The organism is Nocardia transvalensis NBRC 15921, from assembly GCF_000308875.1.
Taxonomy (GTDB): domain Bacteria; phylum Actinomycetota; class Actinomycetes; order Mycobacteriales; family Mycobacteriaceae; genus Nocardia; species Nocardia transvalensis.
In genome coordinates, this window is record NZ_BAGL01000027.1 from 22,452 (window position 1) to 44,417 (window position 21,966).

At 69.1% G+C, this 21,966-nt stretch carries 24 protein-coding genes; 15 read left to right on the top strand and 9 right to left on the bottom strand.

The genetic code is table 11. The annotated features are described in order from the left end of the window. Window positions 1-42: 42 nt before the first annotated feature. Window positions 43-591 carry a DoxX family protein gene (locus ON41_RS08050; RefSeq protein WP_051161136.1) on the top strand — a complete coding sequence of 183 codons (549 nt, stop codon included), beginning with the start codon at window positions 43-45 and terminating at the stop codon, window positions 589-591. Between the two features lie 228 nt (window positions 592-819). Here the strand turns inward: ON41_RS08050 and ON41_RS08055 are convergent, their stop codons facing one another. Next, window positions 820-2,880: an ATP-dependent DNA helicase gene (locus tag ON41_RS08055; RefSeq protein ID WP_040746551.1), complete on the bottom strand. Its 2,061-nt coding sequence runs from the start codon at window positions 2,878-2,880 to the stop codon at window positions 820-822. A 95-nt stretch (window positions 2,881-2,975) separates the two neighbouring features. Between ON41_RS08055 and ON41_RS08060 the strand changes: the two genes are divergently transcribed. Further along, window positions 2,976-3,836: an alpha/beta fold hydrolase gene (locus ON41_RS08060; protein WP_040746552.1), complete on the top strand. Its 861-nt coding sequence runs from the start codon at window positions 2,976-2,978 to the stop codon at window positions 3,834-3,836. A 139-nt stretch (window positions 3,837-3,975) separates the two neighbouring features. Continuing rightward, on the top strand, window positions 3,976-5,097 hold the full coding sequence (locus tag ON41_RS08065; RefSeq protein WP_040746553.1) for an epoxide hydrolase family protein: 1,122 nt from the start codon (window positions 3,976-3,978) through the stop codon (window positions 5,095-5,097). A gap of 51 nt (window positions 5,098-5,148) precedes the next feature. Here ON41_RS08065 and ON41_RS08070 read toward each other — a convergent pair whose 3' ends face one another. Both ON41_RS08070 and ON41_RS08075 read right to left on the bottom strand, forming a co-directional pair. Further along, window positions 5,149-5,715 carry a nicotinamidase gene (locus ON41_RS08070; protein WP_040746556.1) on the bottom strand — a complete coding sequence of 189 codons (567 nt, stop codon included), beginning with the start codon at window positions 5,713-5,715 and terminating at the stop codon, window positions 5,149-5,151. A gap of 28 nt (window positions 5,716-5,743) precedes the next feature. Further along, window positions 5,744-7,057 carry a nicotinate phosphoribosyltransferase gene (locus tag ON41_RS08075; RefSeq protein WP_040746558.1) on the bottom strand — a complete coding sequence of 438 codons (1,314 nt, stop codon included), beginning with the start codon at window positions 7,055-7,057 and terminating at the stop codon, window positions 5,744-5,746. A 129-nt stretch (window positions 7,058-7,186) separates the two neighbouring features. On the opposite strand from ON41_RS08075, the gene clpS reads away from it, so the two are divergent. The 9 genes from clpS (at window position 7,187) to rdgB (ending at window position 13,161) form a co-directional block, all read left to right on the top strand. Further along, window positions 7,187-7,531, top strand: coding sequence for an ATP-dependent Clp protease adapter ClpS (gene clpS / locus ON41_RS08080; RefSeq protein WP_246460997.1), 345 nt, complete (start codon window positions 7,187-7,189; stop codon window positions 7,529-7,531). A gap of 22 nt (window positions 7,532-7,553) precedes the next feature. Next, entirely contained in the window at window positions 7,554-8,123 is a 570-nt protein-coding gene (gene aosR, locus ON41_RS08085) for an oxidative stress transcriptional regulator AosR (RefSeq protein WP_040746559.1), read from the top strand. Between the two features lie 185 nt (window positions 8,124-8,308). After that, window positions 8,309-8,737, top strand: a complete 429-nt coding sequence (locus ON41_RS08090) for a M67 family metallopeptidase (protein ID WP_040746847.1) — start codon at window positions 8,309-8,311, stop codon at window positions 8,735-8,737. Between the two features lie 47 nt (window positions 8,738-8,784). Further along, window positions 8,785-9,063 (top strand): MoaD/ThiS family protein, encoded by a 279-nt coding sequence (locus ON41_RS08095; protein ID WP_040746560.1) that lies wholly within the window; start codon window positions 8,785-8,787, stop codon window positions 9,061-9,063. 5 nt (window positions 9,064-9,068) lie between these two features. Further along, window positions 9,069-10,031, top strand: coding sequence for a PLP-dependent cysteine synthase family protein (locus ON41_RS08100; protein WP_040746562.1), 963 nt, complete (start codon window positions 9,069-9,071; stop codon window positions 10,029-10,031). A 193-nt stretch (window positions 10,032-10,224) separates the two neighbouring features. Continuing rightward, window positions 10,225-10,914: a rhomboid family intramembrane serine protease gene (locus ON41_RS08105; RefSeq protein ID WP_040746563.1), complete on the top strand. Its 690-nt coding sequence runs from the start codon at window positions 10,225-10,227 to the stop codon at window positions 10,912-10,914. Window positions 10,915-10,983: 69 nt separating this feature from the next. Beyond that, complete coding sequence (locus ON41_RS08110) at window positions 10,984-11,748, top strand: cyclic nucleotide-degrading phosphodiesterase (RefSeq protein ID WP_040746565.1); 765 nt, start codon at window positions 10,984-10,986, stop codon at window positions 11,746-11,748. 43 nt (window positions 11,749-11,791) lie between these two features. Then, window positions 11,792-12,556 (top strand): ribonuclease PH, encoded by a 765-nt coding sequence (gene rph, locus ON41_RS08115; protein WP_040746567.1) that lies wholly within the window; start codon window positions 11,792-11,794, stop codon window positions 12,554-12,556. Next, on the top strand, window positions 12,553-13,161 hold the full coding sequence (rdgB, locus tag ON41_RS08120; RefSeq protein WP_040746569.1) for an RdgB/HAM1 family non-canonical purine NTP pyrophosphatase: 609 nt from the start codon (window positions 12,553-12,555) through the stop codon (window positions 13,159-13,161). The genes rph and rdgB overlap by 4 nt, the downstream gene beginning before the upstream one ends. 105 nt (window positions 13,162-13,266) lie before the next feature. Here rdgB and ON41_RS08125 read toward each other — a convergent pair whose 3' ends face one another. The 3 genes from ON41_RS08125 to ON41_RS08135 all read right to left on the bottom strand — a co-directional run bounded on the left by ON41_RS08125 (window position 13,267) and on the right by ON41_RS08135 (window position 15,019). Next, on the bottom strand, window positions 13,267-13,665 hold the full coding sequence (locus ON41_RS08125; RefSeq protein ID WP_083905211.1) for a DUF3817 domain-containing protein: 399 nt from the start codon (window positions 13,663-13,665) through the stop codon (window positions 13,267-13,269). Then, window positions 13,662-14,081 carry a glucitol operon activator gene (locus ON41_RS08130; protein WP_040746571.1) on the bottom strand — a complete coding sequence of 140 codons (420 nt, stop codon included), beginning with the start codon at window positions 14,079-14,081 and terminating at the stop codon, window positions 13,662-13,664. The genes ON41_RS08125 and ON41_RS08130 overlap by 4 nt, the downstream gene beginning before the upstream one ends. A gap of 62 nt (window positions 14,082-14,143) precedes the next feature. Then, the gene (locus ON41_RS08135; protein WP_040746573.1) at window positions 14,144-15,019 is read right to left on the bottom strand and encodes an oxidoreductase; all 876 of its coding nucleotides are present in this window, start codon (window positions 15,017-15,019) and stop codon (window positions 14,144-14,146) included. Between the two features lie 215 nt (window positions 15,020-15,234). Between ON41_RS08135 and ON41_RS08140 the strand changes: the two genes are divergently transcribed. Further along, window positions 15,235-17,271: an MDR family MFS transporter gene (locus tag ON41_RS08140; RefSeq protein WP_040746575.1), complete on the top strand. Its 2,037-nt coding sequence runs from the start codon at window positions 15,235-15,237 to the stop codon at window positions 17,269-17,271. A gap of 273 nt (window positions 17,272-17,544) precedes the next feature. Here ON41_RS08140 and ON41_RS08145 read toward each other — a convergent pair whose 3' ends face one another. From ON41_RS08145 to ON41_RS08155, 3 genes are all read right to left on the bottom strand, one after another. Then, window positions 17,545-18,750, bottom strand: a complete 1,206-nt coding sequence (locus ON41_RS08145; protein WP_040746576.1) for an FAD-dependent monooxygenase — start codon at window positions 18,748-18,750, stop codon at window positions 17,545-17,547. Between the two features lie 178 nt (window positions 18,751-18,928). Further along, a complete protein-coding gene (locus ON41_RS08150; protein ID WP_040746578.1) occupies window positions 18,929-19,588 on the bottom strand; it encodes a PadR family transcriptional regulator in 660 nt (219 codons plus the stop codon). 72 nt (window positions 19,589-19,660) lie between these two features. Continuing rightward, on the bottom strand, window positions 19,661-20,221 hold the full coding sequence (locus ON41_RS08155) for a TetR/AcrR family transcriptional regulator (RefSeq protein WP_040746850.1): 561 nt from the start codon (window positions 20,219-20,221) through the stop codon (window positions 19,661-19,663). 107 nt (window positions 20,222-20,328) lie between these two features. On the opposite strand from ON41_RS08155, the gene ON41_RS08160 reads away from it, so the two are divergent. Together ON41_RS08160 and ON41_RS08165 are read left to right on the top strand one after the other, a co-directional pair. Continuing rightward, entirely contained in the window at window positions 20,329-21,045 is a 717-nt protein-coding gene (locus ON41_RS08160) for a class I SAM-dependent methyltransferase (protein ID WP_040746580.1), read from the top strand. Then, entirely contained in the window at window positions 21,042-21,962 is a 921-nt protein-coding gene (locus ON41_RS08165; RefSeq protein ID WP_040746583.1) for a LysR family transcriptional regulator, read from the top strand. Before ON41_RS08160 ends, ON41_RS08165 begins: the two co-directional genes overlap by 4 nt. Window positions 21,963-21,966: the final 4 nt, after the last annotated feature.

Consider the following 21,966-nt stretch of genomic DNA (forward strand, 5'->3'; position numbering starts at 1 on the left):
TTTGCTTGCGACAACTAATTAGTCCTGGACATGGAGACTCTCATGACCGCACACACCACTGCCGCCCGCGACCTGGAACAGGGCGCGGGCAGCGTCAGCGCTTCCGATATCGGTCTGTTGATCCTGCGCGTCGTCTTCGGCGGCCTGCTGTTCGCGCACGGGACCCAGAAACTGTTCGGCTGGTTCGACGGCATGGGCTGGGACGCGACCACCTCGAGCTTCGACCAGATCGGGTACAACCCCGGCAAGGTCTTCGGCACGCTGGCCGGGCTCTGTGAAGCGACGGGCGGCGCGCTGCTGTTCCTGGGCCTGCTGACCCCGCTCGCCGCGGCCATCGCCCTCGGAACCATGATCAACGCGATCAACGCGACGTGGAGCAGCGGATTGTTCGGCAGCCAGCAAGGGCCGGGTTACGAGATCGCTCTGCTGTTCGCCGTGGTCGCGGCGGCGCTGGCATTCACCGGTCCGGGCCGGTACTCGCTCGACTACGGGCGGCCGTGGGAGCGGCGCGGAGTCACCTGGGGAGTGGCCGCGGTGGTCCTGGCGGTCGTCGCCGCGGTGATCACGCTGATACTCAAATGGGTGCTGTGAGCGAGTGATTCACCGCCCGCGGATCGTGTGCGGGCTCGAGTTCCTGTGCCTTCGCATCGCGTGCGGGGCTGAAAGTTTGGTGCCCCCGCACCGCGTGCAGGGCTTGGCGCGGGGGCGTCAGATGCTTCCGATGTGGGAATTGGGGTACATCGGCGCATCGCCGACCAATTTACTTCCGCTTAGAAGTTTGTCCAGGCGTGTGTGACCTTCTTCGCATAACGATTAGGTTTAGCCGCCGGTCGGCGCGGGTGCCGTGCCGGTGAGGCGGTGCAGGGCCTTGGTCACGACCTCCGGATCGGAGGTCTCCCAGTAGGGCGGGAGCGAGGCGCGCAGGTAGGCGCCGTAGCGCGCGGTGACCAGGCGCGGGTCCAGGATCGCGACCACACCGCGGTCCTCGGTGCTGCGCAGCAGCCGGCCGGTGCCCTGGGCCAGCAGCAGCGCCGCGTGATTGGCGGCGATGGCCATGAAACCGTTGCCGCCCCGCGACTCCACCGCTCGCTGCCGGGCGACCAGCAGCGGATCGTCCGGGCGCGGGAACGGGATGCGATCGAGGATCACCAGGCTCAGCGACGGGCCGGGCACGTCGACGCCCTGCCACAGCGACAGCGTGCCGAACAGCGAGGTCTCCTGGTCCTCGGCGAAGCGGCGGACCAGGGCCCCGGTCGCGTCGTCGCCCTGGCACAGCACCGGGGTGTCCAGGCGTTCGCGCAGGATCTCGGTGGCGGCCTTGGCCGCGCGCATCGAGGAGAACAGGCCCAGGGTGCGCCCACCCGCGGCGCGGATGAGCCGCTCGATCTCGTCGAGGTAGGCCGTGACCAGCCCGTCGCGACCCGGTGGCGGCAGATGCCGGGCGACGTAGAGGATGCCCGACTTGGCGTGGTCGAACGGGGAGCCGACATCGAGCGAATTCCAGCGCACCGCAGCGGTATCCGAGGGCGCCTCGGCCCCGTTGGCCAGCGCGGCGTCGACCTTGGCGCCCGACTGTGGCGGCAGGCCCCAGGTGACGGCGAGCCCGTCGAACGAGCCGCCCACCTGGAGCGTGGCCGAGGCCAGGATGACCGTGGCCGTGCCGAACAGGCGGCTGCGCAGCAACCCGCCCACCGACAGCGGCGCCATGTGCAGGCTGCGGCGGGCGACGCCGCGCACCTCGTCGGCGGACAGCCAGATGACGTCGCGCCGGGCCGCCGGATCGGACTCCTCGAAGGTGGTCAGCGCGCGCACGGCCGAATCGTGGATCTCCTCGACCGCGGCCACGGCCTGATTGCGTAACGCGGCCCCCTCCGGATCGCCTTGCGGTGCGGAGGAACCCGGCGGTGCGAGCGCGGTGCGACAGTTCCACGCGGAGTCGCGAATCAGCGCCAGCACGCCCGAGACGCCCCCGGGCAGTTCGTCCCAGCGGCCCGGCGGCAGCTCCTCGAGCAGGTCGTGCCAGGCCTCGGCGGCGCCCTCCAGCCGGTCGACCTCCTTCTCGTCGACGAGTTTGGCGCAGCGCTTGGCGGCGGCGGAGATGGCGGCGGTGGACAGTTCGGCGGTGGCCACGCCGGTGACGCGGTCGACCAGCTCGTGCGCCTCGTCGATGACGACCACGTCGTGTTCGGGCAGGACCTGGATGCCGCTGATGGCATCGATGGCCAGCAGGGCGTGGTTGGTCACCACCACGTCGGCCTGGCCGGATTCGCTGCGCGCCCGCTCGGCGAAGCAGTCGGTGCCGAAGGGGCAGCGGGACTTGCCCAGGCACTCTCGTGCCGAGACGCTGACCTGCCGCCACGCCCGATCGGTGACGCCCGGGGTGAGTTCGTCGCGGTCGCCGGTCTCGGTGTCGGAGGCCCACTCGTTGAGCCGCTGCACCTCGCGGCCCAGGCGGGAGACGGCGAACGCGTCGAACAGCTCGGCATCGGCCGGCTCGTCCGGGATCACGCTGTTGATCTTGTTGAGGCACAGATAGTTGTTGCGGCCCTTGAGGATCGCGAACTTCGCCTGGCGGCCCAGCGGCTTCTGCAATGCCTCGGACAACCGCGGCAGATCACGATCCACGAGCTGGCGCTGCAACGCGATGGTCGCCGTCGACACCACCACGGTGCGGCCGGTCTGGATGGCGTGGCGCAGGCTGGGCACGAGGTAGGCCAGCGACTTGCCGGTGCCGGTGCCGGCCTGGACCGCGAGGTGCTCCTTGGTGTCGATGGAGTGCGCGACCGCGGCCGCCATGGTCTGCTGGCCCTTGCGCGCCGTACCGCCGAGCGCATCGACGGCGGTCGCGAGCAAGGTCGGGACGGGCGGCAGTTCGGGCACCCAGGCAGATTACTGCGCCGGTCCGACAGAGACACAGGCGCTCGCCGGGGCGAGGGTACGGTGTCGGCATCGAACCCGGCGAAAGGGAGTATCCGATGCGGCCGTCGCGCACCGAGTGGATCGCCGGGGGAGCGTATGTCGAGGTGGACGGTCACCGGCTGTTCCACCGGCAGGACGGGCCGGAGGACGGCCGCCCGGTGACGCTGCTGCACGGCTATCCGACCTCCTCGCACGATTGGGCGCCGGTCCTGCCCGCCCTGGTCGAATCGGGTTGCCGGGTAACGACTCTCGACTTCCTCGGATTCGGCGCCAGCGCCAAGCCGCGCGGGCACGACTACCGGCTCACCGAACAGGCCACCCTGGTCGAACAGGTGTGGAGTCATCTGGGAATCGGTGAAACCGCCCTTGTCGCACACGATTACGGGGTCAGCGTCGCGCAGGAGCTGCTGGCCCGCGATCCGGACCGCATCACGCGGATGGCCTGGCTGAACGGCGGCCTCTACGTGGATCTGTACCGTCCCATGGCGATTCAGCGGCTCCTGCACACTCAGCTGGGCAGGTTGCTCGGGCCGTTGATGTCCGAGACGACCTATCGGGCCTCGCTGCGCCGCGTCCTCGGCCGCCCGATCGCCGACGCGGATCTGCACGAGATGTGGCTGGCCACCTCGAGCGGCGGGGGTAAGCACGCGCAGTGGTACCTCAATCGCTATCACGACGAACGCCGCACCCACGCCGACCGCTGGCAGCGCTCGCTCGAGTCCTATCCCGGCCCGGCGTTGTTCGTCTGGGGTCCGGCCGATCCGATCAGCGGCGGGCATCTGCTGCCGCGGCTGCGTGAACGGTTCCCGGAGGCGACGTTCGTCGTCCTCGACGAGGATCCGGCGACCGGCCACTACCCCCAGGTCGAGAATCCGGAGCCGGTCGCGGCGGCGCTGTCGGAGTTCCTGGCCTCGTAGGCCGCGGGCCTAGCTGGAGCTGGGCAATCGCCCTGTTCAGGGCCGATTTCCAGAAAGACTTGGAACGGAATGATCTGTTCTGTTAGGCTGATGTCAGAACAGAACGAAGCACTCCGTTCTGGATAGTGAGGAGAAACCCATGACCGCCGACATCCGCCCCTTCCGCATCGAGGTCCCGCAGGCCGAGCTGGACGATCTGGCCTACCGCCTGGCGCACGCCCGGTTCGCCGACGAACTCCCCGCCGAGCGGTTCGCGGGCAAGGTCGACCTCGGGATCCCGGTGCCTCCGGGCTGGGAGTACGGCGTGCCGGGCTCGTTCGTGCGGCCCTTGGTGGAGCAGTGGCGCGACGAATTCGATTGGCGCGCAGTCGAGGAGAAGCTGAACGCCCACCCGCACTTCATCACCGAGATCGACGGGCAGACCATCCATTTCGTGCACGTGCGGTCGGCGAATCCGGAAGCCACCCCCCTGCTGCTGGCGCACGGCTGGCCGAGTTCGTTCGTCGAGTTCCTGGGTCTGATCGACCGGCTCACAGACGAGTTCCACCTGGTCATCCCGTCCTACCCCGGCTTCGCGTTCTCCGGCCCGACCGGCGACGTCGGCTGGGCGCGGGAGCGGATGGCGGCGGCCTACGTCGAGCTGATGCGGCGCCTGGGTTACGAACGCTACGGCGTGCACGGTAACGACGGCGGCGCGATCGTCGTGCCGGAGATGGGCCGGCTGGCGCCGGAGAACGTGATCGGCGTGCACGTCAACCAGATCTTCTCGTTCCCCAAGGGCGAGCCGGGCGAGCTGGACGGCCTGAGCGAACAGGAACTGATGGGCGTGCAGTTCGGCCAGAAGTTCCTGGAGCACTCCATCCACGACTCCGCGCAGCGGGCGCAGCCGCAGACCCTGGCGCACGGCCTCGCGGACTCACCGGTCGGCCAGCTCGCCTGGAGCGGTCAGCTGCTGGGCACCCTGGATCCCGACGACATCCTCACCAATGTCGCGATCTACTGGTTCACCAACACCTCGGCCTCCTCGGCCCGCTTCTACTTCGAGGACGGCCACGGCGAACACGCCCCGGAACCGACCACGGTCCCGATGGGCCTGTCATCCTTCGGCTACGACTTCCGGGCGCCGCGCAAATTCGCCGAGCGCGACCACTCGAACATCGTGCAGTGGAACGAATACGCCGAGGGCGGCCACTGGGCGGCCTACGAGGTCCCCGAAATCCTCGCCGAGGATATCCGCGGCTTCTTCGCCAAGCTGGTGTAGGCGCGGGATCGCCTCGGGCCCCGGTCGATTCGTCGGCCGGGGCCCGAGGCGTCAGCTCTCCAGTTCCCCGGCGAGTTCCACGCCCGCGCCGCGCAGCTGGGCGAGGGCCTTGGTGGTGGTCTCGGGGGCGACGGCGGCGGTGAGGCCCAGCAGGACGCGGGTGTCGAAGCCCGCGGCCTTGGCGTCGAGGGCGGTGGCGCGCACGCAGTGGTCGGTGGCGATGCCGCAGACGTCGACCGCGTCGATCCCGTTGGCGCGCAACCAGTCCGCGAGGGCGGTGCCGTCGTCGGCAGCGCCCTCGAAACCCGAATAGGCGGCCGTGTATTCGCCCTTGGAGAAGATCCGCTCGATCCGCGCGAGGTCGAGGTTCGGATGGAACTCCGCGCCCGGCGTGCCGACCCGGCAGTGCGGCGGCCAGCTGTCGACGAAGTCGGGGCGGTCGGAGAAGTGCGCGCCCGGATCGATGTGATGGTCGCGGGTCGCCACGATCGCGGCGTAATCGGAGACGCCCAGGTAGTCGCTGATCCGCTCGGCCACCGCGGCGCCGCCCGCGACGCCCAGCGATCCGCCCTCGCAGAAATCGTTCTGCACGTCGACGACGATGAGTGCTCTGGTCATATCGCGCACCTCGGCTTCCGGCTCGCCCTCATTGTAGGAACGTGGTGGGAATCGCGGGCTCCCCGTCCGACAGTTTCAACCCCTCCCAGGGCAGGCTCACCCGCCCCCGCGAGACCAGCTCCCGGCCGTCCTGGAGACTCGGCTGCCCGTCCACGACCGCACCCTTCCGTACCAGCGGAACCAGCAGGTCGCGCACGTCGTGGCCCTCGGAGACCGGGCGATCGGCGCCGGCCGGATACACGATCTCCTCCACGATCGTCCCGGTCGATCGGGAGACCCGCACCGCCGACTTCGCGCCGCCGCGCGACTGTTTGTGACTGCTGCGCTTGGCCACCGGCACCCCCTCCACCTCGACCAGCTTGTAGACCATGCCGGCCGTGGGCGCGCCGGACCCGGTCACCAGCGAGGTCCCGACGCCGTACGCGTCCACCGGCTCGGCGCGCAGCCCGGCGATCGAATACTCGTCCAGATCCCCCGACACCACGATCCGGGTCCGCGTCGCCCCGAGCCCGTCCAGCTGGTCGCGCACCTGCCGCGCCAGCACCCCGAGATCACCGGAATCGATTCGTACACCGCCCAGTTCGGGCCCGGCCACCTCGACCGCCGTGGCCACGCCCTGGGTGATGTCGAAGGTGTCCACCAGCAGCGTCGTCCCGACGCCCAGCGCCGCGATCTGGCTGCGGAACGCCGCCGCCTCGTGCTGGCCGTCCGGTCCGCTGTGCAGCAGGGTGAACGCGTGCGCGCTGGTGCCCGCGCCGGGAACGCCGTAGCGCCGCACCGCCTCCAGATTGGAGGTGGCGTCGAAGCCGGCGAGGTAGGCGGCGCGGGCACTGGCCGGGGCGGCCAGTTCGTGGGTGCGCCGCGATCCCATCTCGATCATCCGGCGTCCGGCCGCGGCACTCACCATGCGCGCCGCCGCCCCGGCGATCGCGCTGTCGTGGTTGAGGATCGACAGGATCAGGGTCTCCAGGACCACGCATTCGGCGAAGCTGCCCCGCACCGACAGGATCGGCGACCCGGGGAAGTACAGCTCGCCCTCGCGATAGCCGTCGATATCGCCGGAGAACCGGTAGTCGCGCAGCCAGTTCAGGGTGCGGTCGTCCAGGAATCCCGCGGCGATCTCGAGTTCGGCCGCGCCGAAACGGAATTCGGTGAGCGCCTGGAGCAGCCGGCCGGTCCCCGCCACCACGCCGTAGCGGCGGCCGTGCGGCAACCTTCGGGCGAATACCTCGAAGGCGCAGTGCCGCCCGGCCGAGTCATCGGCCAGCGCGGCGGCGAGCATGGTGAGTTCGTACTGGTCGGTCAGCAGCGCCGTACTGGGTGGCGGAGGTGTGGTGTCCACGCCGTCACTGTAGACAGCGAGGCAGCCGGATACCCGCTCCGGACGTCGCCGTGGCGCGGGAGGAAACGGCTACCTGCGGGTGTTGTGGATCCGGGGTCGAGTCGTACCCTGAAGGTTATGGGTCTGTGCATGAAGGACGCTGTCCGGGTCACCGCCGGTCCGGGCGGTGGGAACGCGACACTGTCGGCGCCACAGGCTACTCCGGAGGCGGTCGAGTCCACCGAGATCCTCGAGGCCGAGGATCGGCCGTGGGTCACGGTGGTCTGGGACGACCCGGTCAATCTGATGCACTACGTGACCTACATCTTCCAGAAGCTGTTCGGCTACAGCAAAGCCAAGGCAACCGAACTGATGCTGAAGGTGCACAACGAAGGCAAGGCGGTGGTTTCGTCCGGATCGCGCGACAAGATGGAGCACGACGTGCAGCGTCTACACGCGGCCGGACTCTGGGCCACCATGCAGCGTGACGACTGACCGGGACGACTACCGTAGCCCCGTGCGCAAGTGGAGCAGGAAGAACTCGCTGAGCGGGCTCAAGCTGCGGTCGGAGATGGACGCCCGCGAGGCGGAGGTCCTGCGCTCGCTGGTGGGCGCGGTGACCGGGCTGTTGAGCGACCGGGCAGAGTCGGCGCCCGAGGACGATCTGGCCGAGCTCACCGGGCTACGCACCGGCAACACCACCCCGCCGGACGATCCGCGGCTGGCCCGGCTGCTGCCGGACTTCCACCGGCCCGAACCCGGATCGCCCGATGCCGACCGCGCCGACCTCAACAGCGCGCTGCGCGGCCTGCACGAACCGGAGATCATCGAGGCCAAGGTGGCCGCGGGCACGGTGGTATTGCAGACCCTCCCCGCGCAGGGCGGCAAGATCGCGCTCACGCCCGAACAGGCCGACGCCTGGCTGACCGCCCTCAACGACGTCCGCCTGGCCCTGGGGACGGCCCTCGGCATCGAGGACGACACGCCCGACCAGCTCGATCCGGACGATCCGCGCGCCCCGCACCTGGACGTCTACCACTGGCTGACCTGGATGCAGGACTCCCTGCTCCAGGCCCTCATGCCCTGAACGATTTCGAATCTCACTGCGAAGAACTCTTGACAGCGAGCGTGACTAGCACATTTCCCGGATCGGCGCGGGAATTCGGGGGCTGGCGCTCCGACGCCGGGGAATAGGCGCATATCCTGGGCCGTTGACGACAGCGATTCGACCGAGGTCGAGTGCGCGGACGTGAACGGAAGGGATTGTCGACTGTGCTGGTGATCAGGGCCGACCTCGTGGACGCGATGGTGGCGCACGCGCGTGCCGATCACCCCGACGAGGCCTGTGGCATCATCGCCGGGCCCGAGGGCTCCGACCGTCCCGAGCGGTTCGTGGAGATGGTCAACGCCGAGCGTTCGCCGACGTTCTACCGCTTCGATTCGGGTGAGCAGCTGCGGGTATGGCGCGAGATGGACGACCGCGACGAGGAGCCCGTTGTCGTGTACCACTCGCACACCGCGACCGAGGCGTACCCGAGCCGCACCGATATCTCCTACGCCTCCGAGCCGAACGCCCACTACGTGCTGATCTCCACCCGGGACCCGCAAGACCACGAGCTGCGCAGCTACCGGATAGTCGACGGTGTGGTCACCGAGGAATCGGTGCGGATCGTGCCCGAATATTCCACCGCCGGGGCCTGAGGCCCCGGGCCGGAAATGCCGTCCCGACCAGGAAACAAGGAGTACCCATGTCGGTAACCGTGTCCATCCCGACCATCATGCGCACCCTCACCGGGGGCGAGAAGCGGGTGCAGGCCACCGGCGCCACCCTCGCCGCCGTGATCGACGACCTCGAGGGCAACTACTCGGGCCTTAAGGAGCGGCTGCTCTCCGACGGCAAGCTCAACCGCTACGTCAACATCTACGTCGACGACGAGGACGTGCGTTTCACCGGCGGCCTCGAGGCCGAGGTCCCCGAGGGCGGCTCCGTGACCATCCTTCCCGCCGTCGCGGGCGGCTCGGCCTAGTTCCCGTGGCACGCTACGAATCGCTGATCGAGACCCTCGGCAATACGCCGCTGGTGGGTCTGCGCCGGTTGTCGCCGCAATGGGACGGCGACGACCACGTGCGGCTTTGGGCCAAACTCGAGGACCGCAATCCGACCGGATCGATCAAGGACCGACCGGCGCTGCGCATGATCGAGCGGGCCGAGGCCGACGGCACACTGCGCCCCGGCTGCACGATCCTGGAACCGACCAGCGGGAACACCGGTATCTCGCTGGCCATGGCGGCCCGGTTGAAGGGGTATCGCCTGGTCTGCGTCATGCCGGAGAACACCTCGGTGGAGCGGCGGCAGCTGCTGACCATGTTCGGCGCGGAGATCATCGACTCGCCGGCGGCGGGCGGTTCCAATCAGGCCGTGGCACAGGCGAAGAAGATCGCGGCCGAGAATCCCGACTGGGTGATGCTGTACCAGTACGGCAACCCGGCCAACGCGCTGGCGCACTACGAGGGCACCGGCCCGGAGATCCTGGCGGACCTGCCGGAGATCACCCATTTCGTCGCCGGGCTCGGCACCACCGGAACCCTGATGGGCACCGGCCGGTTCCTGCGGGAGAAGCTGCCGGAGATCGACATCGTCGCCGCCGAGCCGCGCTACGGCGAACTCGTCTACGGCCTGCGCAATCTCGACGAGGGATTCGTGCCCGAGCTGTACGACGAGTCGGTCCTCACCTCGCGATTCTCCGTCGGCCCCTACGACGCGGTCCGCCGCACCCGGGAGCTGGTCGGCGAGGAGGGCATCTTCGCGGGCATCTCCACCGGCGCCATCCTGCACGCGGCACTGGGCGTCGGCGCCAAGGCCCTGAAAGCGGGCCGCCGGGCGGATATCGCCTTCGTCGTCGCCGACGGCGGCTGGAAGTACCTGTCCACCGGGGCATACGAGGGCACGCTGGACGAGGCGGAGGAAAAATTGGACGGGCAACTCTGGGCATAGTCCCGGCGCGCGTCCACGTGTCGAGCCCCGCACCTGATTTTCCGGCGCGCTTTTGGCCGGAATCTCATCGCGAGATCCCGGCCAAAAGCGCGCCGGGAAAAGAGGTGGTGCCGTAGTCATCGGTAGGCTCGAAGGTGCGGAGCCGGTTGGATCCCCGGTCCTCCGCAGGAGGTGAAGACCGGTGACCGCAGGCATGGGCTCGTCGTTCGATCCCGACCGGATCGCGGCATTGCGCGGGCAGCGGGGGAAATCCCTGACCCCGCAGGGCGCCTCCTCGAATGCGCTGAAGCTGTTGTGGCAGCGGGCCATCGCACTGACCCTCGGTTTCGTGGCGTTGCTGTACGGCATCGAGGGCGTCGACACCGCCACCGGCGGCAGCCTCGAACGGGAGGGCGTGCGCCCGCGCACCACGGAGGGTTTGTCCGGCATCCTGTTCGCCCCGGTACTGCACGCCGACTGGGCGCACCTGATCGGCAACACCCTGCCGGTGATCGTGCTCGGCCTGCTGACCCTGCTGACCGGGATCGGGCGCGGGCTGGCCGCGACCGCGATCATCTGGGTGGTGGCCGGGGTGGGCACCTGGTTGACCGGGGCGAGCGGGTCGGTGCATGTCGGCGCGTCGGTGCTCATATTCGGCTGGCTCACCTACCTCATCTCGCGCGGGATCTTCGCCCGGAACCTCTGGCAGATCCTGATCGGCGTGGTCGTCGGGTTGCTGTACGGCTCGATCCTGTTCGGAGTCCTGCCGGGGCAGCCCGGAATCTCTTGGCAAGGACATCTTTTCGGGGCGGTGGGTGGACTGGTTGCCGGTTGGGTACTCTCCCGGAATGCTGGACATCGAAGTCGCGGGGGAAGTGACGGCCGCCTCGCGTCCTCGGGGTGATTGCGGAGCCCGGCCGCGGAGTTGGGGGATCCCCTCGTGACCGAAAACGCAGCGTGGCAGCATGGGGGAATGCGCCTCACCGTCCTCGGGTGTTCGGGTAGTGTGTCCGGCCCGGATTCCCCAGCGTCGGGCTATCTGCTCACAGGTCCGGACATGACGCCGACGGTTATCGATTTCGGTCCCGGCATCCTGGGCGCCCTCCAGCGGTACCTGGACCCGGGCGAGGTCGACATCTTCCTCACCCACCTGCACGCCGACCACTGCCTGGACATGCCCGGCCTGCTGGTCTGGCGGCGCTACCACCCGAATCCCCCCAGCGGGCGGGCGATCGTCTACGGGCCCACCGACACCTCGCTGCGCATCGGCAACGCCTCCGCCGAGATCGGCGGCGAATGCGACGACTGGTCCGACGTGATCGATATGCGGCCGTGGTCGGAGGGCGAGCGGATCAGCTTCGGCCCCGGCCACACCGTGCTGGCGCGCCGCATGTACCACCCGCCGGAGTCCTACGGCCTGCGGCTGACCACGGCGTCCGGCCGCACCCTGGTCTACACCGGCGATACGGCGCTGTGCCCGGCCGTCTTCGAACTCGCGGAGGGCGCCGACGTCCTGCTGTCGGAGGCGTCCTGGACGCACGACCCGGCCAATCGCCCACCGGGCATTCATCTCTCGGGCACCGAGGCCGGGCAGATCGCCGCCCGGGCCGGCGTCGGCGAACTGCTGCTGACCCACATCCCGCCGTGGACTTCTCGCGAGGATGTGATCGCGGAGGCCAAGGCGGAGTTCAGCGGGCCGGTGCACGCGGTGTCCCCGGGCGAGGTCATCGACATCTGAGGTGGTGCCCGCCGCGGCGAGGCGTGCCACTAGGCTGCCTCCTGTGTCTAGACGAGCCGATGGCAGGGCGGACGACGAACTCCGCGAGGTAAGGATCACCCGTGGATTCACGGCGCACCCGGCGGGATCGGTGCTCGTGGAATTCGGGCAGACGCGGGTGATGTGCACCGCGAGCGTCACCGACGGCGTGCCGCCGTGGCGCCGCGACTCCGGATTGGGCTGGCTCACAGCCGAATACGCGATGCTGCCGGCCGCCACCCACACCCGCAGCGGACGCGAGTCGGTGAAGGGCAAGGTCGGCGGCCGCACCCAGGAGATCAGCCGGTTGATCGGCCGCTCGCTGCGCGCCTGCATCGACCTCGCGGCGATCGGCGAGAACACCATCGCCGTCGACTGCGATGTACTACAGGCCGACGGCGGCACCCGCACCGCGGCGATCACAGGCGCGTACGTCGCGCTGTCGGACGCCATCACATGGCTGGGCGCGGCCGGAAAACTGGCCGACCCGCAGCCGATCTCGTGCATGATCGCCGCGGTCAGCGTGGGCGTGGTCGACGGCCGGGTGCGGCTGGACCTGCCCTACGAGGAGGATTCGCGCGCCGAGGTCGATATGAACGTCGTCGCCACCGACACCGGCACCCTGGTCGAGATCCAGGGCACCGGCGAGGGCGCCACCTTCCCGCGCTCCACCCTGGACAAGCTGCTCGATTCCGCGCTGGCCGGCTGCGAGCAGCTGTTCGCGGTGCAGAAGGAGGCGCTGGCGCAGCCGTACCCGGGCGTGCTGCCGGAACCGGAGAAGAAGAAGTGAGTGCGCGCCGCGTGCTCGTCGCCAGCCGCAATGCCAAGAAACTCGACGAGCTGCGGCGCATCCTCGCCGAGGCCGGTATCGAGGGCCTGGAGATCGTGGGCCTGAACGAGGTGCCGCCCTACGACGAGGCCCCCGAGACCGGCGCGACCTTCGAGGAGAACGCGTTGGCCAAGGCCCGCGACGGCGCGGCCGCGACCGGATTGGCCTGTGTCGCCGACGATTCCGGCCTTGCCGTGGACGCCCTCAACGGCATGCCCGGCGTCCTGTCGGCCCGCTGGTCCGGCCGCCACGGCGCGGATACGGCGAACAACGACCTGCTCCTCGCCCAGCTCACCGACGTCCCCGACGACCGCCGCGGCGCCCGCTTCGTCTCCGCCTGCGCCCTGGTGGCCGACGGCACCGAGGTCGTCGAGGTCGGCGAATGGCCGGGCTCCATCCTGCGAAAGCCGGTCGGCGACAACGGTTTCGGTTACGACCCGCTGTTCCTCCCCGAGGGCGAGACCCGCACCTCAGCCCAGCTCACCCCGGCGGAGAAGGACGCCGCATCCCATCGTGGGCGGGCCTTGCGGGCGCTTCTCCCCGCCTTGGCGGATTTGGCTCGCTAGTTTCCGGCCCAAAGCACGCCGGAAACAATAGGGAAGGCGAAAGGTGAAGGCGTCAGCGCGCGCCTATCTTGTTTCCGGCATGCTTTTGGCCGGAAACCACCCGCCTCAGAGGTTGTAGGCCGCGCGGACCTGGCGGGTGCGGTAGTGCTCGCAGACGAAGGACAGGAACGGGATGGTGCCGGCGAGGGCGGTGATCACCGTGGTGCCGGGCTTCCAGCGGGTCTTGATGGCCAGGTCGATGGTGAACACCAGGTAGAGCATGTAGAAGATGCCGTGGATCTGGCCGATGTAGAACAGCCAGTGCGGCGCGGTGCTGCTGTCCTCGAGCAGGAGGTACTTGTAGATCATCTCGCCGCACAGCAGGAGCAGCCAGACACCGGTGATGTAGGACAGCACCCGGTAGCGCGTGAGTGCCGAGCGGATACGGCCGGTATTCGCGGCGGTCGGCGCGGCCGCGGGGGCGGCGGCAGGGGTGGCTTCGGTGGAGTTGTCGGCGGCGCTCAACCGGCGCTCCTCTCGGATGGGGCGATGGATGCTCGCGGGTCTCGTGCGTTCAGCTCGGCGAGGTACCGGTTGTACTCGGCCAGAACGGGGTCGTCGTCGTGCGCGGCTTTCGGGCGTTCGGGCAGTAGGCCCGCCGGAATCTCCCGCGGCGCAACGGACTTCGCGCTCCGTGGAGTTTCGGCGGGCGTGGCCTGTGTCTCGTCCTCCCGCGTCTCCCGCTCCAGGCGGACGAACCGGAAGTACGCGAACACCACGAACGCCGCGAACAACGGCCACTGCAGCGCGTAGCCGAGATTCTGCGCGGTGCCGCTCGACGATTCGAACCGGCCCCACTGCCACCAGCCGAGCCCCAGGCAGGCGAGCGCGGCGACGATCACCAGGATGATCAGAGCCGGGCGGCGGTGTGGGGCGGACACGCCTACCACGGTACCCGTCTACTACACAGTACGTAGTGGCAGGTACCCGGAATTTCCCCGGCTCAGAACTTGTAGGTGACCCCGGTCAGCCGCTCCGATTCCTCCCACAGCCGCCGCCACAGGTCGCGGTCCTGCGACAGCTTGGTCGACGGCGAAGGCTTCACCGGACCCTGCGCCCCGAACAGCCGGGTGGGACCCCAGTAGGTATTCGGGTCGGCGTCGCGCACGGTGGCGGCGAACAGGCTGGATTCGGCGGCCTTGGCGGGGGAGTGGCCGACCATCGCGATGAAGGGCTTGGCGACCTTGTCGATAGGGGTCTCGGTCTGGGTGAACAGGTCCGTCGCCGAGACGCCGGGGTGCACGCCGTAGGAGCGCTTCGCGGAGCCGGACTCCGTCAGCCGCCGCTGCAGCTCGCGGGCGAACATCAGATTCGACAGCTTGGCCTGCGCGTAGGCCAGATTGCGCTGGTACTTGCGGTGCTCGTAGTTCAGGTCGTCGATCCACAGCTTGGGGGTCTGCTTGTGCGCGATACTCGACAGCGACACCACCCGGTCGCCGATCCGGTCCAGCAGCAGGCCCGTCAGCGCGAAATGGCCGAGATGGTTGACGCCCCACTGGGTTTCGAAGCCGTCCTTGGTGCGCGAGAACGGGATGTTCATCAGGCCCGCGTTGTTGATCAGCACGTCGAACTCACCGGACTGCTCGGCGAAGGCGCGCACGGAGGCGAGGTCGGCCAGGTCCAGCGCGGCCACCCGGACGTCGCCGTCGATGCGGTCCGCGATCTCCTGGGCCTTCGCGGTGTTGCGGCAGGCCATGATCACCGTGGCGCCCTTGCCGGCGAGCACTCGGCTGGTGTGCTTGCCGATACCGCCGTTGGCTCCGGTGATGACGACTGTGCGCCCGCTCTGGTCCGGGATTTCGCTGGGATTCCACGCCATTGTCGCGACCTCACTGACTACCGTGTACGAGAAGCGTCGGTGCATTCTCTCTCACGACGACCTTACTCCAGAGTAAGTTCCGGCAAAAGCAACTCCGGCGGTGTGTGCCGGAAATGGCCGGTCGCTGCCGCGTGGCAAATTCTCTGCGTGCGGATCGAGCTGGCACGCTGCCGTGTCTGCGGGACGAATAGTGGACACCAGCACATACTGAGCTAATGACCGCCGCCACCGCAGTCACCGAATCTCCCGCACCCGTGAGCCACGCCCGGGCGAATGTGGTCTTCGCCACTGTCGTCCTCGGCATGCTCATGGCCGCCCTCGACCAGACCATCGTCTCCACCGCGCTGCCGACGATCGTCGCCGATCTGGGCGGCGCCGGGCATATGGCCTGGGTGGTCACCTCCTATCTGCTGGCGGAGGCGGTGGCGACCGCGCTGGCGGGCAAGTTCGGCGATATGTTCGGCCGCAAGCTGGTGTTCCAGCTCAGCGGTCTGATCTTCATCATCGGGTCGATGGTGGCCGGCCTGGCGCACGGGATGACGCTGCTGGTGGTGGCGCGCGCGATACAGGGCGTCGGTGCGGGCGGGCTGATGGTGACCGCGATGGCGCTGATCGCCGATGTCATCCCGCTGCGGGAGCGCGGGAAGTATCAGGGCGCGCTGGGCGCGGTCTTCGGCGTCACGACGGTGATCGGCCCGACGCTGGGCGGGCTGTTCACCGACCACGCCAGCTGGCGGTGGTGCTTCTACGTGAACGTGCCGATCGCGATCCTGATGATCGCCGTTGCGGCACGGGCGATTCCGTCGGTTCGCGCCGCCGCCCGGCCGGTGATCGACTATGCCGGAATCGCTCTCGTGGCCGTCGGCGTGAGTTGCCTCATCCTGGCGCTGGAATGGGGCGGCCAGGAGTATCCGTGGGGGTCGGCGACCATCATCGGCCTCTTCGTCGCGGCGGTGATCCTGTTGACGGCTTTCGTGTTCGCGGAGTTGCGGGCGAAGGAGCCGATGCTGCCGATGCACCTGTTCCGCAGCAATGTGTTCACCGTCTGCTCGATCCTCAGCTTCATCGTCGGCTTCGCCATGCTCGGCGCGATGACCTATCTGCCCGCGTATCTGCAATATGTGAACGGGGTGTCGGCGACCGCGTCCGGGCTGCGCACGCTGCCGCTGGTGGTCGGCCTGTTCACCACCTCGATCATCTCCGGTCAGGTGGTCGGGCGGACCGGGCAGTACAAGTACTTCCCGGTGGCGGGCACGGCGGTGATGGCGCTGGGCCTGTTCCTGATGTCGACGATGGGCCGGGAGACCGGGTTCTGGCTGGAATCGCTGTACATGCTGATCCTGGGTCTGGGTATCGGCCTGGCCATGCAGGTGCTCACCATCGTCGTGCAGAACACCGTGCCGTACTCCGATCTCGGCACGGCCACCTCCGGCGTGACGTTCTTCCGTACGGTCGGAAGTACCTTCGGCACAGCGATTTTCGGCACGCTCTACAGCAGCCGGATCGGCACGGAGCTGAGCGCGGCGCTGGCGGGGGACCCGGGCGTCCCGCCGGCCGCCGCGGGCAATCCACAACTGCTGAAACAGCTTCCGGAACAGCAGCGCATCCCCATTATCGACGCCTACGCCCACACCATCGAGTACGTCTTCCGCTGGGTGGTGCCGGTGGCGCTGCTCGGTTTCGCGGTGGCGTGGTTCCTCAAGCAGGTTCCGCTGCGCGACAGCGCCCGGGCGGAGGCCACCGATGTGGGCGCCGGATTCTCGATGCCCGATTCGGTGGATCGCGTAGTCCTGCTGGAACATTCGCTGGCCAGCGTGATGCGTCGGCTGCGCGACGACGAACTGCCCGACCCGCGCATCCTCGCTGCGGCGGACAGCACGCTGACCCGCGACCAGGCCTGGGCCATCGGGCAGGTGGAGATGCTGAACCGGGTGCGGGGCACCGCGACGCTGGACGCGATCGCCCGCGCGCACTGGATGCCGCCGGAGGTCCTGGAGCCGGTGTACGACACCGCCGTCCGCAACGGCTACGTCGAATTCGACGGCACGCTACTGAATCTCACCGACTCCGGGCAGGCCGAGTACGACCGGATCTTCGCCGCCTGGCGGCAGTGGCTCTGCGGCCACCTCGACGACTGGGACTGTGCGGAGCCCGAGGACCGCGAGCTATTGGATCGGGCTTTGGACAATATCGCCGCGAAACTCCTGGACGAGGCGGATCGTCCGGACGCGTTGCCGGCTGCGGCGAGGTGATCCCGCCCGCCGCGGCAGGCCGCGGCGGGCGGGAAAGGGTGTGGCCCGGCGGGAAAGGGTGTGGCCCGGCGGGAAAGGGTGTGGCCCGGCGGGAAAGGGTGTGGCCCGGCGGGAAAGGGTGTGGCCCGGCGGGAAAGGGTGTGGCCCGGCGGGAAAGGGGTGTGGGCCCGGCGGGGAAGGGTGCGGGGCCTCTTCCCGGAAGGCGGGGCCGCCGGGAGGGTGTGGGTGGTCCCGCCGGAAGGGTGTTGTGGGCCCGGCGGGACCGTATTTCCCTCAGCCCTGGGCGAGTTCGGCTTCTATGTCGACAGGGGCCTCCCAGTCGATGGTGTAGCTCTGCTCGCGGAGCATGGTTTCCTCCATCTTCATCAGTTTGGTGGCGAGGGGCATCATGATCGGCATCATGCGGCGCATGATCGGGCCCATGGTCTTGCTGTGGCTGATCTTCGCGCCGCGGGCGGCGATCTTCTCCACCCGGGGGCGGCGGATTCGCTCGTAGGTGGCGAATGCCGTTGCGGGGTCGTCGAAGTCGCGCAGGCAGCGGGCCAGCTGCACGGCGCTCTCGATGGCCAGCGATGCGCCCTGACCGGTGCTGTTCGAGGGGGCGTGCACCGCGTCGCCGACCAGCACCATGCGCCCGCGGGACCAGGTCGGCACCGGCGGCATGATGTGCAGCGCACCGGCACTCACCAACTGCTCCGGTGTGGTGTTGCGGGCCAGTTCGGCGCCGGGAACGTCGTCGGCGTAGGTCTCGCGCAGGATCCGCAGCCACTGCTCGGCAGGGACCTGCCGAGCCTCGGTCAGGGACATGTACTGCTTGTGCGGCAGGTTCACACCCCAGGCGACGCCGCCGTCGGGCATCGACCAGTACAGGTAGTACGCGTTCTTGCCGTAGGCGAAAACCATTGTCTCCGGCGGTATCTCGAACGAGCACCGAGTGTAGGCGCCGAAGCCGAGCATGCCGAGGTATTCGGCCGCGGGCGCCGACGGATCGATGAGGCCGCGGACCCGGGACTTGATGCCGTCGGCGCCGATCAGCACGTCGGCGGTCGCGCTGGAGCCGTCGGCGAATCGGGCGGTGACGCCGTCGCCGTGCTCGTCGACGCCGGTCAGCCGCTTGCCGTATTCGAACGGCACGCCCTGGGCGACGGCGGTGTCGTGCAGCACCTCGTGCAGCGCGCTGCGGTCCACGACATGCAGCGGTTCCACGCCCTCGGGCGAGGGCGCCTCGATCTGCTTGTGCCCCAGCGACATTACGGAACGGGTGATCGGCAGCGCGACCTTCCGCACCGCGTCCCCGGCGTCGATGACATCCAGGGCGGCCAGGCCGTTGGGGGCGAAGCCGAGCGCGCTGCCGATATTGAAGGCGGGCCCCGGATACGCCTCGTAGACGCGGGCCTCGATACCGGCCTTGCGCAGGGCGGTGGCGGCCACCGGGCCGGCGATGCCGCCCCCGATGACCAGAGCGGTCCTGATGGACATGGGTGTACTCCCTCGTGGGTTCGGAATGCCCGAACCGACCCACGCGCCGGGAGCCCAGTTATCCTGAAGTTGCCACACTTGGGCCGGGTTCGCCTGCGCGAATGCGGTTCGAGACGGTGATGGATCGGGCTCGGCGGGGTGTTGCCGCACCTTGCCGGGCCCGGTTGTCTGCCTGAGGTCAGGCCTCCTCGAAGCCGGTGAATCCCCCCTTCTCGACCATATCGGCGACCTCGCCGGGGTCGATGCCCGCGGCGTGCATGTATCGCCAGAAGTCCACGCCCGGGAAGTCTCCCGCGGCCAGTTCCGCACGCAAGTTGTCGACCCACGCGACCTCGGCCTCGAGCATCGCGATCTGGAACTCGACCTCGATGAGGAACAGCCGGGGGACTGCGCGCAGCTGTGCGGCCAGTTCCTCGCGTTCGGTGGCGATGACCTGTCGCAGCGTGGTGGCCCGATCGCCCAGCAGCGTGATCACCTCGTCGGGCGGCAGCAGGGCGACGATGGACAGTCCGGCGACGAATCTGTGGTGCTCGTATTCGGGCAGGGAGACCAGCTCGCGGGTCCAGTCCTCGAGTTCGGCGCGGCCGGGGTCGGTGATGCGGTAGATGACCCGCTCGGGCCGGGCGCCGTCGCGCTCGCTGCCGACGACCTCGAGGAAGCCGTGCTTCTCCAGGTTCTGCACCACGGTGTAGAGCGAGCCCCACTTGATATCCATATCGCGCTCTTTACCGCGCTCCTTCAGGACGGCCGCGATCTCATAGCGGTGCATGGGCCGCTCGAGCAGTGCCGCCAGCACCGCGAGGGCCAGCAGATTGCCGACCTTCCGCTTCTTCGCCATCGCACCTCCTTACTCGTCTACGAATATACGTCTACGAGTATTCGTGGGCAAGTATGGCGGCGCGGGTGGCGCTCAGCCGCGCAGGCGGGCGTTCAGGCCCGGGCCCGCCAGCGCCTCGAGCTGGCGGAATGCGGTCTCCGGGGTAATCGGGTCGCGGGGATCGATCACCGCGGCGATCGGTGCCAGCAGTCCCCAGGATAGAAATTCGACGGTGGCGTTGAGTTCGCCGTCCGGCATATCGAGGCGGCCGCGGAGGTGTTCGGCCAGCAGGTTCGCGATCATGCGCTGGGTGGCGCGCAGCGGGACACCCCCGGCCTTCGGGCCGATCAGCGCGCGATACAGATCCGGGTGCTCGGCGGCGAGCCGGAGCACCGTGCGCGCCGGCTCCAGCGGCGGGGCGCACGGTGGCACCGTCTCGGCGACCGCCCGGCTCAGATACTCCGAACTGCTCAGGACCAGCAGGTCGTCCTTGTTGCGGAAGTGGGCGTAGAAGGTCGAGCGGCCGACATCGGCGCGATCGAGGACGTCCTGCACGGTGACCCGGGCGTAGCCGCGTTCGAGCATGAGTCCGATCAGCGCCTCGTGCAGGGTCCGGCGGGTCTTGCGGACCCGGCGGTCGGTGGGTTCGGCCATCGCTGCCTCCTGCCGTTCCGGACAGAATCCGAACAACCGTTCCGAATCGAACGGAGTGGCGCACTTCGGTTCTGGCCGGAATGCGATGCCCCTTCGATGATGAACATATGTCCCGAAACATACAACTGTTCCCCGTAATCGTCCCCGACGAGGCCGGTCTGCTGATCACGAGTCCCCGCCGATACAACGTCCTGACCGCTGCGCTGCTGGGCGGGCGGCATCGTCGGCTGGTGGCCGAACTCACCACCGCAAGCGGGGCGGGGAAGGGGAGTCGTGTCATCGATATCGGTTCCGGACCAGGGAAATTGGCCGCAGCACTCGCGGTGGCGGTCGGTCCTGGGGGTGCGGTGCTGGGCATTGATCCGTCCGGCCCGATGGTCGAGTACGCCACGGCGCGAACCCGGGGTCCGAATGTTCGGTTCGAAGTCGGTACAGCACAGTCTATTCCGGTCGGAGATTCCGAATTCGACGTTCTCACATGCACATTCGTCATGCACCACGTGGCCGCGGAGGCGCGCGACCGCGCCCTCGCGGAGATGTACCGGGTGCTGCGGCCCGGCGGGACTCTGCTGCTCGCCGACGCGCACCCGGACGGGCCGATGCGCGCCGTGGTCGGGCTCATGGGAAGGTTCTCGCGTCGCGGTTCCCGGGGTGATCGGGCGGATGCCGAGGCGCCGCGCGATCCGTTCGCCGAGGTGGATGTGCGCCGGTATGCCGATTCATTGGTCGCCGCGGGCTTCGAGCAACCGGTCTTCCGCGTGAGCAGGTACGCGACGGGGATCCTGACGGCACGGAAGCCGGGGCCCATACACTCGAATGCGTGAGCGACCGGACCGGCGAGGGCGCCCTCGACCTTGTGCAGCTGCGGACGTTCCTGGCGGTGTACCGGGCCGGGTCGGTCACGGCGGCGGCGCGGCAGGTGCGGCTGTCGCAGCCGACCGTGACGACCCAGCTCCAGATGTTGGAAAGACGTTTGGACACGCAGCTTTTCGAGCGGCTGCCGCGCGGGGTCGCCCCGACCGCGGCCGCCGACGAGCTGGCGGCGCGGCTGTCGGGCCCGATGGACGCGCTGGAAGCCATCGTCGGCGGGGGAGCCGAGGAGCCCGTCGCACAACCGCCCGTGCGGTTGGCCGGTCCCGCGGAAATGCTTGCCGCCCTGGCTCTTCCGGCACTGTCGGAACTGATCGCGCAGGGAGTACGACTGACCGCGATCGCGGGACGGGCCGAGGACCTGGTGGCCGGACTGCGCGCCGGGCAGTACGACCTGGTGCTGGCCCCGGTGCGCCCGCGCGGCCGTACGGTGCGCGCCGAACCGCTGATGGACGAGGAATTCGTGCTGGTCGCCGCGCCCGCCGTGGCCGCGCGGGCCGATCCCGAACGGCTGCGCACCGCCGGTCCCGGTGCGCTCGACGGGCTGCCGCTGATCGGCTGCGCCGCCGAGCCCGCCCACACACGCACCTACTGGCGGCACGTCTTCGGCCACCGGCCCGAGGCCGAACCCGATGTGGTGGTGGCCGATCCGCGCGCCGTGGCCGCCCTGGTCGAGGCGGGTGGCGGCATCGGCGTCGTCTCCCGCTATCTCATTGCTGCCCAACTGGATTCGGGCTCGCTGGTACCGCTGATGCGCCCCGACGAGCCGCCCGTCAACACCGTATTCCTCGCCCGCCGGATCGGTTCGCCCGCGCTGCCGCACGTGGACCTCGTGCACCGCGCGCTGCTCGACGCGGGTCGCGACTGGTAGTGGG